Here is a 13,802-nt window from a genome sequence, read left to right as displayed (position 1 = left end):
TCTTTTCTGTCGAGCGGTCGATGAAAAAGGAGACAGAAAATGGATCATGTATTGCAGTTTTTTCAGCAACTCGATAATTTAGTGTGGGGCGCCCCGCTGTTGGTGCTCTTGGTAGGAACAGGGATCTACCTGACCCTTCGCTTGGGTTTGCTTCAGATACGCTACCTTCCAAAAGCTTTTCGCTTGATCTTTACAGAAGATGAGGGACACGGGGATATCTCGAGTTTCGGAGCCCTTGCGACAGCTCTAGCGGCTACTGTAGGGACGGGGAATATTGTAGGGGTAGCTACAGCGATTCAGACAGGTGGCCCAGGTGCCCTCTTTTGGATGTGGATGGCAGCCTTCTTTGGAATGGCGACCAAGTATGCAGAAGGGCTCTTAGCCATTCGTTATCGGACCAAGGATGACAACGGTCATATCTCAGGTGGTCCGATGTACTACATTCTTCACGGGATGGGAGAGAAGTGGCGACCACTGGCTATTTTCTTTGCGGTTGCAGGAGTTTTGGTGGCTCTCTTTGGGATCGGAACCATGACCCAGGTTAATTCCATTACGGGATCCCTTCAAGCCAGTTTTGGAACAGCTCCAGAAGTGGCTAGTGTAGTGATTGCGCTAGTGGTTTCGACTATCATCTTTGGTGGGATTCACTGGATTTCCAAAGTCTCTGAAAAAGTGGTTCCTTTTATGGCTGCAGCCTATATCTTTGCGACTGTCACGATTATTGTCTTGCATCTGGACCAATTGCTTCCAGCCTTAAAAGCAGTCTTTTCGGGTGCTTTTACAGGGACCGCAGCCATGGGAGGTTTTGCAGGAGCAACGGTTAAAATGGCTATCCAAAAAGGGGTGGCGCGTGGAGTTTTCTCTAATGAATCTGGTCTCGGATCTGCCCCAATTGCAGCAGCAGCGGCGAAGACCAATGAGCCAGTCGAGCAGGGCTTGATCTCCATGACAGGAACCTTTATTGATACCATTATCATCTGTAGTTTGACAGGACTTTCGTTATTGGTTTCAGGTGAGTGGATGGCTAAGGGCAGCACTAGTACCTTGACTCAGGATACGTTTACAGGCGTCTTTGGTCCAGTCGGAGGCATCATTCTAACGCTATGCTTGGTGCTTTTTGCGACCACGACCATACTTGGATGGTCTTATTACGGAGAGCGGTGTTTCGAATTCCTTTTTGGCGTCAAACATATCAACCTCTATCGGACCTTCTTTGTTTTTATGGTTGGACTAGGAGGCTTCCTTAAGCTGGATCTGGTCTGGGTGATTGCGGATATTGTGAATGGGCTGATGGCTTTGCCCAACCTGATCGCCCTTTTAGCTCTCTCCCCTGTCATCATCAAAGAAAGCAAACAATACTTTAAGAAATAAGAAAACCCAGATCGCGAGGTCTGGGTTTTCTTGTCTATTTGAGATAGGCTCATTTAATAGCGTTTTTCTTTTGGCCAGCTGCTCATTTCGGCGATGGCAGTGAAGAGCACATCTGTCGAAGAGTTGAGGGCTGTTTCGCAAGAGTCTTGGATGACCCCGATGATAAAGCCGACGCTGACGACTTGCATGGCCAAATCATTGGTGATGCCAAAGAGGCTACAAGCAACAGGGATGAGAAGGAGAGATCCTCCCGCAACTCCAGATGCTCCACAAGCAGAGATAGCCGCTACGACACTCAGGATGAGCGCCGTTCCAAAGTCAACCTGAATGTGCAAGGTATTGGCAGCAGCGAGCGTCAAAATATTGATCGTCACGGCTGCGCCTGCCATGTTTACAGTTGAACCAAGTGGAATGGAGACAGAATAGGTGTCTGGATTCAGCCCCAATTCTTCACAGAGACGCATATTGACAGGGATGTTGGCTGCAGAACTTCGAGTGAAGAAGGCTGTTACCCCACTGACACGGAGGCATTTAAAAACAAGGGGATAAGGGTTCTTGCGAATCATGAAAAAGACGATCAATGGATTGATGACCAGGGCTACAAATGCCATGGTACCAACCAAAACAAGTAAGAGAATCCCGTAGTTACTAAGGGCGCTGAGTCCTTGGCCAGCGATGGTCGTGAAGACCAAGCCTAAGATCCCAAATGGAGCTAGGTTGATAATCCACTCAACGATTTTTGAAGTGATGTCTGCTAGGGTTTGGAGGAGGTCCTTACTATGTTCGCTCGCCTCTCTCATGGCGATCCCAAAGACGGTTGCCCAAGAAAGGATCCCAATGTAGTTGGCTTGCTGCAAGGCATTGACCGGGTTGTCGACGATCTTGAGCAAGAGGTTACTAATCACTTCGCCAATCCCGTTTGGAGAGGATCCTTCAGCGGCCTTTCCAGTCAGGGTAATGGTGATCGGGAAGATGTAATTGACCAAAACAGCAACGAAGGCAGCAGCAAAGGTTCCTAGGAGATAGAGGACGATGACCTTTTTCATATTGGTCTCTGTCCCTTTTTGGTGTTGGGAGAGGGCATTTGCGACGAGCGCAAAGACCAGAAGAGGTGCGATCGCACGGAGCCCCCCAACAAAGAACTGACCTAAGAGTCCAATGCCAGTTGCTTTCGGGAAGATAAGTGCTAGGATGACTCCAAGTACAATCCCGATTGCGATCCTTTTCATAAGGTTGGTTTTATTCCAAGTGGTAATCAATCGATGAATCATGTAAGACCTCCTTAAAAAAATAATTAAGGAATATTATACGATAGTTAGGGGGGAAAAGCAATGAAATTTTCAAAAAATAGCCTTATTTCCGAATATTTGATATAATCATACTATTCTTTGATAGAAAGGCCCGAATAAATGAGTCAAGCTCTCCAACGTTATTTCAGTAAAATAGACTGGACAAAGATTTTTGATGATCTGATATCAAAATGTATCTCTCTGATTTTTGTCTTTCTCTTATTTTTTATCGCTAAAAAGGTCATCCATAGCCTGGTTAAGCGGATATTAACCCCTTCCTTTAAGTATACGGTGCAGGATGAAGCCCGTAAAAATACGATTCTCCGCTTGGTTGAGAGCCTCTTAAACTATTGTTTGTATTTCATCTTGATCTACTGGATTTTGTCGATTCTGGGCCTTCCAGTCTCTAGTCTCTTGGCTGGTGCTGGGATTGCTGGGGTGGCGATTGGGATGGGAGCCCAGGGCTTTCTTTCCGATTTGGTCAATGGTTTCTTCATCCTTTTAGAACGGCAGTTGGATGTGGGAGACAATGTTCGTCTCACGAATGGATCTATCAATATTGCCGGAATCGTCAGCAGTGTCGGGATTCGCACGACTCAGGTGCGAGACTTTGATGGAACTCTCCATTTTGTCCCGAATCGCAACATCACCGTCGTCAGCAATCTCTCACGTGGCGATATGCGCGTGCTGATCGATATTCCGCTAGATGCAAATACCGATCTCGACAAGATCTATCAGGTGATTGCTCAGGTCAATCAGTCTGAACAAGATAAACACCCAGAGGTGTTGACAGGTCCTACGATTTTAGGCCCACAGATCGAAAAAAATGGTCGTTATTCCTTCCGCATCGCGATGACTGCGCAAAATGGAACCCAGACGACTGTCTATCACACCTACTATAAACTCTACCATGATGCCTTGATGGAAGCAGGGATTAGCCTACCGACAGGAAAGAATGGGATCATGTAATACAAAAAAGAGGCTGGGACAAAAGTCCTAGCCTCTCAATTATTTTTGGATTGTCGAGCAAGACGCAGTGGTTGAGTGGGCTCTACTACGCTGATTTTATCAGCTTTTACAGCCCTACTCAACTGTGCGGAGGTGGGACGACGAAATCGAATTCTAACGAATTACCGATTTCTGTCCCACTCTCTTTTTTGGTCTATTTTAAGTGGCAGTATTTGAAGTCCAGCTTTTTAATCTGGTCCCAATTTTTTCGAGCCTCTGGTGGCAAAACGATGAGTTGCTGGCGCAACATAGTCGTGATTTCAAGATTTAAGGATTCGATCGGGAGGGCAATGGCTACGGAACTTTTTGCCCTTTGGATCTTGTCCATGCAATATTCAATATGATGGCAAGCTGTGCCAGTCTGTGATTGACGGCTAGCTGCGATTTCTTGTCGCATATTGGAGAGTAATTGGACCAATTCAGACTTAAGGAATTCGATCGTATCTGATTTTTCTTGAGCTAAAAGAAACATAAGCACACCTCCTTTTGCTACAGTTTAATACTAATTTATTAAAAATGCAAGGGGAAAAAGTAAAAAAATAAAATTTTTTTAGAAAAAGATACAGAAAAAGAGATGGCTCACATCTCCTCACTAGAGACGGTCGAGTCCCTTGTCTTAAAAATGGCTTTCCTCCCTTGGTCGGGTTGTCTTGACAGAGGCTGGTAGCTATAAAAAAACTCCTGAAACATACTGGTTTCAGGAGTTGAGAGGCTTTGACCCGAAGGTCTTAAAGAAAAATATCGATTGATTATACAAGACCTTGTGCAATCATCGCGTTTGCGACATTTTCAAAGGCAGCGATGTTGGCACCTGCAAGGTAATCTTTACCAAGACCGTAAGTTTCTGCAGTTGTTTTAGCAGTGTTGAAGATGTTGGTCATGATGTCTTTCAAACGTCCGTCCACTTCTTCGCGTGTCCATGAAAGACGTTGGCTGTTTTGGCTCATTTCAAGAGCAGATACAGCAACCCCACCAGCATTGGCTGCTTTAGCAGGTCCGTAAAGGATACCATTTTCTTTGTATACGTTGATGGCATCGATGTTACTTGGCATGTTTGCTCCTTCAGAGACAACTTTTACACCTTGAGCGACCAAACGTTTTGCAGCATCGCCATCGATTTCATTTTGAGTTGCACATGGAAGAGCGATATCATAGTTACCAGCATAAGTCCATACAGAACCTTCGTAGTAAGTAGCAGTTGGTTTTTCAGCAGCGTATTCAGTCAAACGTGCACGACGTTTTTCTTTGACGTCTGTAAGAAGGTCGAAGTCAATACCGTTTTCGTCGATCACGTAACCGTTTGAGTCAGATACAGAGATAACAGTTGCACCAAGTTCAGTTGCTTTTTGAAGAGCGTATTGAGCAACGTTACCAGAACCTGAGATCACGACTTTCTTACCAGCAAAGCTGTCGCCGTTTGCTTTGAGCATTTCTTCAGTGTAGTAAACCAAACCATAACCAGTTGCTTCTGGACGGATCAAGCTACCACCGAAACCAAGAGGTTTACCAGTCAAGACACCAGCATCGAATTGGCGAAGGCGTTTGTATTGACCGTAAAGGTATCCGATTTCACGTCCACCAACCCCGATATCACCAGCTGGGACATCAAGAGAAGGACCGATGTGTTTTTGCAATTCAGTCATGAAGCTTTGGCAGAAACGCATCACTTCAGCGTCTGTTTTTCCTTTAGGATCGAAGTCAGATCCACCTTTACCACCACCGATAGGAAGACCAGTCAAGACGTTTTTGAAGATTTGTTCGAAACCGAGGAATTTCAAGATCCCTTGGTTAACAGTTGGGTGGAAACGAAGACCACCTTTGTAAGGACCTACAGCAGAGTTGAATTGAACACGGTAACCACGGTTTACTTGGATGTTTCCTTCACGGTCAACCCAAGGAACACGGAAAGAAATCACGCGTTCAGGTTCTGTAATACGAGCCAAAATGTTTTCTTCGATGTATTCAGGATGTTTTTCAAAAACAGGTTCCAAAGTGCTGAGGAACTCTTCAACAGCTTGAAGGAATTCAGCTTCATGGCCGTTACGAGCTTTTACAGTTTCGAAGGTGCTTTGGATATATTCTTTAGCAGTTGTCATGTTAATTCTCCTTTGTGAATGAAACGAAAACCAGCAAACCCGCTAGGGGAGTGGTTTTGAGACAGTTGACAAACAATGTCATGTTTTATTACATGGATCATTATAGCAGACTTTTTTTGGCTTGTAAAGAAAAAAGTTGAATTTTCTGAAAATTTTATCGCGACTAGGAAAGTCCGAATGTTTGGAAGAATTTTTAGCTTTGATTGTCCGGAAGCTTCCAAGTGATGGTATAATGAAAGAAGAAAATAGAGAGCATCCCGAACGATTCTGTTGGTGGTGTTTCAAAAAAGGAGTACAAGATGGTATCGACAAAGACGCAAATTGCTGGTTTTGAATTTGACAACTGCTTGATGAATGCGGCAGGTGTAGCCTGTATGACCACTGAGGAATTAGAAGAAGTGAAGAACTCAGCTGCTGGGACCTTTGTGACCAAGACAGCGACCTTAGAATTCCGTGCTGGTAATCCAGAGCCACGCTACCAAGATGTGCCACTTGGTTCGATCAATTCGATGGGGCTGCCTAACCAAGGGTTGGACTATTATTTGAATTACTTATTGGAGTTGCAAGAAACGGATCCAGATCGGACCTTCTTCTTATCTCTCGTCGGCATGTCTCCTGAAGAAACTCATACCATCTTGAAAAAGGTGCAAGACAGTGACTTTAAAGGCTTGACAGAGTTGAACCTATCTTGTCCCAATGTCCCTGGAAAACCTCAGATTGCCTATGATTTTGATACGACAGATCGGATCTTGTCCGAGGTCTTTGCCTACTTTACCAAACCTCTTGGGATCAAGTTGCCACCTTATTTTGATATCGTTCATTTTGATCAAGCAGCAGCGATCTTTAACAAATACCCGCTCAAGTTTGTCAACTGCGTCAATTCGATCGGAAATGGCCTCTACATTGAGGATGAATCCGTGGTGATCCGTCCTAAGAACGGCTTTGGTGGGATTGGTGGAGAATACATCAAGCCAACGGCTCTCGCCAATGTCCATGCCTTTTACCAACGGTTGAATCCAGAAATTCAGATTGTGGGGACTGGGGGTGTCTTGACTGGTCGGGATGCTTTTGAGCATATCCTTTGTGGGGCTAGTATGGTGCAAATCGGAACGACGCTGCATAAAGAAGGAGTAGGAGCTTTTGACCGCATCACTGCGGAGCTCAAAGCCATCATGGAAGAAAAAGGCTACCAAAGTCTGGAAGACTTCCGTGGGAAATTGCACTACATTGACTAATCTTTCGAAAAGAACTTCCTCAAGTGGAAACTTGGGGATTTTTTTATGGTTTCTTATCAAGAGAGATCATTCTGTTCCTAGTTTTAGGAATTATCCATTTTTATAGAGAGAAAAAGGTGTACAATGGAGGTGAAAAGGAAGGTGATTTATATGGAAGAAAGGGACGTGATTCAAGAGGCAAGGACGACGATCATCCTTCTTCAAACAGCCTTTTCTAAAGGATTCACCCCCAGTCCAGATGCCCTTCGATTTCGAGAAAATCTAGATCAGATGTTGAAAGGTTTACGAAAGGCTAGGCGGGTTGACAATCGTCTGTTGATTGAGTTGGAAAAGTTTTATCAGACCGCCAGTTTATTGATTGGTCTGGGTGGGCTAGCTTTGAACGAAGAGGCCTTTCAAGCTTGGCGAGCTTATGATCACTGGCATTACGAGGTTGTGAAGCCTCAGTTACAGGTCTATGGACCGACGGTGGTTTTGTAGTTGATGTGCCTTGAGTTTGTCCACAGATATTCAGAGGAGGTGTTGGTCATGGTAGTCCTTCATGATTTTCTACATCAGTTAACCCTATCGTTTTGGAATTTTTATTACTCGCTCTTTTTCTTATTTGAAAAATAAGTGGGAATGCCTTTATCCCTTTTACTAGTATAGTAGAAGGGATTTTTGATGCAGAATCCTTGAAAATCTGAGGCTCTTGGATTATGATGGAGCTAATAGATGTCAAGCGTTCCTTGTGGGGAATGCAGGAAGCGAGGAAAAAAGATGGCAGAGATTTATCTAGCAGGTGGCTGTTTTTGGGGCTTAGAGGAATATTTTTCACGGATCCCGGGTGTAGAAGAGACGACGGTGGGCTATGCCAATGGCCAGGTAGAAACGACCAATTACCAACTGATCAAGGAAACGGATCATGCAGAGACCGTTCAGGTCATTTACGATCCAGATAAAATCACCCTACGAGCGATTCTGCTCTACTATTTCCGGGTGATCGATCCCTTGTCCATTAACAAGCAAGGAAATGATCGAGGACGCCAGTACCGGACCGGTGTCTATTATACAGACGAGGCAGACCGTGAGGTGATCGCCCAAGTGTTTGCGGAAGAAGAGAAGCAACTGGGCAACAAAATAGCGGTTGAACTAGAACCTTTGCGCCACTACATCCTAGCTGAGGACTACCACCAAGACTACCTCAAGAAGAATCCTGGAGGCTATTGCCATATCGATGTGACAGATGCTGAGCAGCCCTTGATTGATCCAGCAGCTTATCAGAAGCCAGATCAAGAAATCCTAAAGGCGAAACTGACAGCAGAGCAGTACCAAGTCACTCAAGAAAGCGCGACAGAACGTCCTTTCCACAATGCCTATGATCTGACCTTTGAAGAGGGGATTTATGTGGATATTACGACGGGGGAACCTCTCTTTTTTGCCAAGGATAAGTTTGCTTCTGGCTGTGGATGGCCAAGTTTCTCTCGTCCCATTGCCAAAGATGTTGTCCACTATTACCAAGATCATAGCCACGGGATGGAGCGGATCGAAGTTCGTTCCCGCTCAGGCAATGCCCATCTCGGCCATGTCTTCACCGATGGACCAAAAGACCAAGGAGGTCTTCGCTATTGTATCAATTCGGCCTCTCTGCGCTTTATTCCAAAAGAGGAAATGGAGCAAGAAGGCTATGGTTATTTGTTAAAAGCTTTGAAATAAGAGGGGCTTTCTCGCAGATCAAAAAACGGAGTTTATGATGAAAAATAGAAATTTATGGCGAATAGTTTTTGCGCTTTCAGCTATGGTGACTCTAATTGGATTAGGATTTACTGCCTATAATCATTTTGTATTTCATCAACCTTTTATGAATCGGACGACAAAAGGGTTGCTTTCGGCTTTTTCCTAAGTCTTGTCATGGTTGCGATTAGCTTGTCCAAATCAAACGATAAGAAGTGATTTGCGACCATTTATATGAATCAATCAACTGTGCAAGAGCAGGACGATGAAGCGTTTCTAAACAATGGCGCTTCTGTCCTGCTCTCTTTTTTCTCTTCTTAAAAATTGTGATACAATGAAGAGAAAGTATTTCAATGACAGCTCAATCTGTTGGTGGATCATTGGAGAAACTAGGTACGAAGAAGAGGTAGGAATGTTAGAGAAGTGGGAGAGTGTGAAAGGGACCATCAAAACAATAGGAAAAGAGCTATCGGCAGCCTTTGACTGGGCTTTTGATCGTCTCTTTTCAAAGATTTATCTGACCAATGAACAGTTTGTCTATGTGCTCTTGTCTGTTGTTTTCATCGTGGCCAATGCCATCTTGTGGGTACAAAAGTTCCAAGGTTTTCCGATCACCGCAACTGAACGGCCAGAAGTAGTGTACAAGGCAAAAACACCGGCTGATCAGATTCCTCATACAGCTCGGATCATGGCCAATGGAGACCAGCTCTACCATGATTTGGTCTATATGAGCGCGCAAAAAGAAGATGGGAGCTATGATTTTCATGAAAATTATGAGTATGTCAAACCCTGGCTACAAAAAGCGGATCTAGCCTTGGGTGATTTTGAAGGAACTATTAACCCGAATTACTATTTGTCAGGTTACCCCCTCTTTAATGCGCCGAGCGAAGTCGTACCAGCCATCAAGGATGCTGGTTATGATGTCATGGATTTGGGACACAACCACATCCTGGATTCAGGTCTAGAAGGGGTCTATTCGACAGCCAAGGCCTTTGAAGATGCAGGTATCACACCTGTCGGTGTCTACACGCATAAAAAGAGAGGCCAGGCCCCCTTGGTGATCAAGGAAGTGAATGGCATCAAGATTGCCATTCTAGCCTACGCTTATGGATTTAATGGAATGGAAACGACCCTTACTCCAGAAGAGCAAGCAGATGTCTTGTCTGATCTGGATGAAGAGCGGATGAAGGCGGAGATCCAAAAGGCAGAGCAAGAGGCCGATATTACTATTGTCATGCCCCAGATGGGAATCGAGTACCAGTTGGAGCCGACAGAAGAGCAAAAAGAGCTCTACCATAAGATGATTTCATGGGGAGCTGATATTGTCTTTGGCGGGCATCCCCATGTTGTAGAGCCTGCTGAAGTGGTCAATAAAGATGGTCAAAACAAGCTCATCATCTACTCGATGGGGAATTTCCTTTCTAATCAGCGTCTGGAAACCATGGGAGACGTGGAGACTGCCCAGTGGACAGAGCGAGGAGTCTTGATGGATGTGACCATCGAAAAGGTCGGCCGCAAGACAAAGATTAAGACAGCTACTGCTCATCCAACCTGGGTTAGTCGAACTCCGAAGGGGACCTATTCTCCTGAAGGCTATGAGTTGTACAAGTACCAGACCTATATTTTGGAAGATTTTATTCAAGGTGGCAAATACCGCGACAAGCTAGATGAGGAGACCAAGGAGAGAGTGGACGCGGCTTACCGAGAAATGAAGGAACATGTTCACTTGGACTGGCCTCAGAGTGGAAAGGAATAGAACATGGAAGGAAATGTGAACTGGATTCCGCTTGGGATTCTAGGATTGATGGTGGTAATTTGGGCAACCAAATTTCTGACGGCTATCCGCCTCAAGCAAAAGCTGAAAAAAGCTTGGGATGGAGCGCCTTTCTTTCGCAAGAAAGACACAGAAGAAAGTTTGATAGACAGTCTGGCTTATCCAGCTAAGGGAAGGACGATCGATAGCCAAGTGGATGATCAGACTTGGCATGATTTGGCTTTGGATGCGGTTTTTGATCAGCTCAACTATACCCAATCGAGCCTTGGAGCAGAAGCTCTCTATCAAAAAATGCGCCTGCTGGAATTCCAGCCTCAGGACCAGCTTCATGACTTAGAAGCCTTCTTTGAAGAGCATCCTGATTTGCGCCTCAAGGTCCAGGTCATTTTCAACCAACTGGGCAAGAAGAACCACAACATGGCGCGTAGCATTGTCGCAAATCCTGGCAAGCATTATGCAGGTTTGCCCCTCTATATAGCCTTGGCCTGTCTTCCAATCCTCTGTCTCTTTGCCATTCCCTTTGAGCCAGTTGGGGCGATTACCCTCTTGGTGATCAGTGTGGTCTTTAATATCGTCTTTTCAAGTTTGCGCAATTGGTCCAATAAAATCCGTCTGGACAATGTTAGTTATCTGGTCCGCATCTTTGCTTCGGCAGAACGCTTGAGCCATCTAGCCTTGCCACAACAAGAAGAGCTCAAGCAGGCAGTCAAACCCTTTAAGAAAACGCGGATCCTTGCCAGTGTTTTGCAGAGTCCAACGGGGACCTCTGAGATGGAAATTATTCTCCTCTACCTCAATGTCCTCTTTTTACTCCCGCAGATCGCTCAGGTTTATATTTACAATCAGGTGAAAGCTCATCAAAAAGAGGCCCAGAAGCTTCTGGATCTGCTAGGGGAGATGGAAGTTGCTATTAGTCTCTTGCGCCATAAGCGGGATCTAGAAGTGGTCTGTCAGCCAGTCTTTACAGAGACGGGTGGAATTGAAGGTGAGACGCTCTATCATCCCTTGCTGTCCAATCCGATTGCAAATGATGTGCATTTTCAAAAAAATATGGTCATCAGTGGGGACAATGCGTCTGGGAAATCGACCTATTTGAAGACCGTCGCTATCAATGCTATTCTGGCTCAAGGGCTGGGCTTTGCCTATGGAGAAAGCTTGGCCCTGCCTTACGGTCATGTCCTAACGGCTATGGATGTAAGCGATGATATTGAAGTTGGAGATAGCTACTTTATCACTGAAAGTAAAGCTATTTTGCGTATGATTCAGCATTTGAACGAGCCTGGTTTTCACTATTTCTTTATTGACGAGCTCTTTAAGGGGACCAATACCATCGAGCGGATCGGATCAGGCCTTGGAATTGTCCGCTGGTTGGCTGCCCAAAACTGTCTCTACATGATTTCCAGCCATGATATTGAGCTGGTCGCGGCCTCCGGTGAAGTCAATGATAATTACCATTTTGACAGTCGCTATGTGGATGGCAAGATCGTCTTTGACTACCAGATCAAGCCAGGGTCAGCCGTGACCAAGAATGCGGTCAATACACTAGAAAGCCTGCATTATCCAGAGGAGATTACGCAAACAGCCAAGGACTTGATTGACCAGTATGAAGAGACGGGGCACTGGTCTTTGAAAGAAATTGAAAAAGAATAAAAATGAACGAAGGAGTTTGTAAATGATCGGTTTGGGGACCTTCTATAATGCCTTAGGGGTCGTATTTGGTGGGCTTTTAGGATTGCTCATCGGTCAACGTTTGTCAGAAGATTTTCATGAGACCCTTCTGAAAGTGACAGGAGTTGCTGTTTTTGTCTTGGGCATCGCAGGGACCTTGGAAAAGATGCTGGTGGTGCATGGAAGTCATGTAGAAAGTCACGGCAGTATGATGTTGATTCTGAGTCTAGTGATCGGGACCGTTATCGGGGAACTCTTGAAGATTGAGGAAGGCTTTGAGCGCTTGGGAACCTGGCTGAAGGAAAAGACGGGCAACCAAGGCGATACCAGCTTTGTTGATGCCTTTATGACCACGGCCTTGACCATTTGTATTGGGGCTATGGCGGTGGTCGGAGCCGTCCAGGATGGCCTGACAGGCGACACCTCGACCTTGTTGGCCAAGGCTATTCTCGATATGGTTATCGTTTTGGTCTTGACCGTTTCAAAAGGAAAGGGAGCGATCTTTGCAGTGGTACCACTTGTGATCCTTCAAGGTTTGATCACGCTGTTGGCCAATTTGATCGCACCGATCATGACTCCACAAGCCCTTTCGAATCTGTCCCTAGTTGGCTCCAGCCTCATTCTCTGTGTAGGGATCAACCTCATTTGGGGCAAACGAATCAAGGTCGCCAATCTCCTTCCGGCAGTGCTGATTGCCATTATTTGGGCCTTTGTTGGGTGAAAAATAGAAGCTAAGCAGTAGTTTCAGATTTAAGACAAAGTCATATTAAAAACTTTCCTTAGGTGAGTACGACGTCAGCGAACTTCTAAGAAGTTCCATGACTAATTATTGAGCCTAAGGTCTCAATAATTCCGAGTGCCTGAAACGTTATTGTTTCAGGCACTTTTCTCACAACGGAAAGTTTCTAAGATGATTTTGTATCCAATCTGAATTATTTTCCTTTTCTTTTGCAAATACGGGAATTCATTTATGGAAAACCTGATTTTTGGTATGATAGTCGTAATTTCGAATAGGGAGGTTGGAGTCGTCATGAGTGATTTGAATCAGACAGTTGAATTTATTAAAGAAATCGAGAAATTAAAGTCAGTAACAAGGTTTAATAGAACTCTTGATGGACGGTTTGAAAATAGTGCCGAGCATTCTTGGCAGGGTGCGATCGCTGCGATGGTTCTGCAAGATTATTATCCTGAAAAATTGAATATGGAAAAGGTCATGTCTCTGTTACTGATCCATGATTTAGGTGAGATTTATGCTGGAGATACTTGGGTGTTTGATGATGAAAAAAAGCTTCATGCTCATGATAGAGAGCTAGCATCTATAGAAAAAACAATGAGCCTCCTTCCAGAAGCAACATATGTGAATATGAAAAATTCGTGGTTGGAGTTTGAAAAAGGACAGAGTGCCGAGGCAAGATATGCAAGAGTGATTGATGCATTGGTACCACTGATCAATCACTTGGAAGTGTCAGAGGTCGATTATAATCCCGATCATATCCGTTCAGAGATGGTATTAGAAAAGAAAAAATTTATAAAAAGTGAATCCAAAGTGTTATGGAAACTGACGGAAGAGTTGGTTCAGGAAAGTGTAGAAAAGGGCTTATATTTATAAGATCCTTTGGCCATCAGTAACAACTTTCAGCCCAAGAGG

Annotated in this window: 12 protein-coding genes; 9 read left to right on the top strand and 3 right to left on the bottom strand. The window is 44.8% G+C overall.

Going from position 1 to position 13,802, the window contains the following annotated elements; translation table 11 throughout:
- Positions 1 to 39: 39 nt before the first annotated feature.
- Positions 40 to 1,371, top strand: coding sequence for an alanine/glycine:cation symporter family protein (locus tag HMPREF0833_RS05950; RefSeq protein WP_003018226.1), 1,332 nt, complete (start codon positions 40 to 42; stop codon positions 1,369 to 1,371).
- A gap of 53 nt (positions 1,372 to 1,424) precedes the next feature.
- On the opposite strand, the gene sstT is transcribed toward HMPREF0833_RS05950, so the two are convergent.
- Complete coding sequence (sstT, locus tag HMPREF0833_RS05945) at positions 1,425 to 2,642, bottom strand: serine/threonine transporter SstT (RefSeq protein ID WP_013904166.1); 1,218 nt, start codon at positions 2,640 to 2,642, stop codon at positions 1,425 to 1,427.
- A 138-nt stretch (positions 2,643 to 2,780) separates the two neighbouring features.
- On the opposite strand from sstT, the gene HMPREF0833_RS05940 reads away from it, so the two are divergent.
- Positions 2,781 to 3,629, top strand: a complete 849-nt coding sequence (locus tag HMPREF0833_RS05940) for a mechanosensitive ion channel family protein (protein ID WP_013904165.1) — start codon at positions 2,781 to 2,783, stop codon at positions 3,627 to 3,629.
- 193 nt (positions 3,630 to 3,822) lie between these two features.
- On the opposite strand, the gene HMPREF0833_RS05935 is transcribed toward HMPREF0833_RS05940, so the two are convergent.
- Together HMPREF0833_RS05935 and gdhA are read right to left on the bottom strand one after the other, a co-directional pair.
- Positions 3,823 to 4,140 (bottom strand): hypothetical protein, encoded by a 318-nt coding sequence (locus tag HMPREF0833_RS05935; protein ID WP_013904164.1) that lies wholly within the window; start codon positions 4,138 to 4,140, stop codon positions 3,823 to 3,825.
- Positions 4,141 to 4,417: 277 nt separating this feature from the next.
- Entirely contained in the window at positions 4,418 to 5,764 is a 1,347-nt protein-coding gene (gene gdhA / locus HMPREF0833_RS05930) for an NADP-specific glutamate dehydrogenase (protein WP_003004977.1), read from the bottom strand.
- A gap of 299 nt (positions 5,765 to 6,063) precedes the next feature.
- Here gdhA and HMPREF0833_RS05925 point away from each other — a divergent pair, with 299 nt between their 5' ends.
- The 7 genes from HMPREF0833_RS05925 (at position 6,064) to HMPREF0833_RS05890 (ending at position 13,763) form a co-directional block, all read left to right on the top strand.
- Positions 6,064 to 6,999, top strand: coding sequence for a dihydroorotate oxidase (locus tag HMPREF0833_RS05925; RefSeq protein ID WP_003016837.1), 936 nt, complete (start codon positions 6,064 to 6,066; stop codon positions 6,997 to 6,999).
- Between the two features lie 123 nt (positions 7,000 to 7,122).
- On the top strand, positions 7,123 to 7,479 hold the full coding sequence (locus tag HMPREF0833_RS05920; RefSeq protein WP_013904163.1) for a hypothetical protein: 357 nt from the start codon (positions 7,123 to 7,125) through the stop codon (positions 7,477 to 7,479).
- A gap of 279 nt (positions 7,480 to 7,758) precedes the next feature.
- Positions 7,759 to 8,694 (top strand): peptide-methionine (R)-S-oxide reductase MsrB, encoded by a 936-nt coding sequence (gene msrB / locus HMPREF0833_RS05910; protein ID WP_041818368.1) that lies wholly within the window; start codon positions 7,759 to 7,761, stop codon positions 8,692 to 8,694.
- 430 nt (positions 8,695 to 9,124) lie between these two features.
- Positions 9,125 to 10,468, top strand: a complete 1,344-nt coding sequence (locus tag HMPREF0833_RS05905; RefSeq protein ID WP_041818367.1) for a CapA family protein — start codon at positions 9,125 to 9,127, stop codon at positions 10,466 to 10,468.
- A gap of 3 nt (positions 10,469 to 10,471) precedes the next feature.
- Positions 10,472 to 12,136, top strand: coding sequence for a MutS-related protein (locus tag HMPREF0833_RS05900; RefSeq protein ID WP_013904158.1), 1,665 nt, complete (start codon positions 10,472 to 10,474; stop codon positions 12,134 to 12,136).
- A 22-nt stretch (positions 12,137 to 12,158) separates the two neighbouring features.
- Positions 12,159 to 12,875, top strand: a complete 717-nt coding sequence (locus tag HMPREF0833_RS05895) for a DUF554 domain-containing protein (RefSeq protein ID WP_013904157.1) — start codon at positions 12,159 to 12,161, stop codon at positions 12,873 to 12,875.
- A 309-nt stretch (positions 12,876 to 13,184) separates the two neighbouring features.
- Complete coding sequence (locus HMPREF0833_RS05890; protein WP_013904156.1) at positions 13,185 to 13,763, top strand: HD domain-containing protein; 579 nt, start codon at positions 13,185 to 13,187, stop codon at positions 13,761 to 13,763.
- The last annotated feature ends 39 nt before the right edge of the window (positions 13,764 to 13,802 follow it).

Origin of the sequence: Streptococcus parasanguinis ATCC 15912, from assembly GCF_000164675.2 — a bacterium.
Taxonomy (GTDB): domain Bacteria; phylum Bacillota; class Bacilli; order Lactobacillales; family Streptococcaceae; genus Streptococcus; species Streptococcus parasanguinis.
The sequence above is the reverse complement of the archived record's forward strand: the minus strand, read 5'-3'. Positions and strand labels throughout refer to the sequence as shown.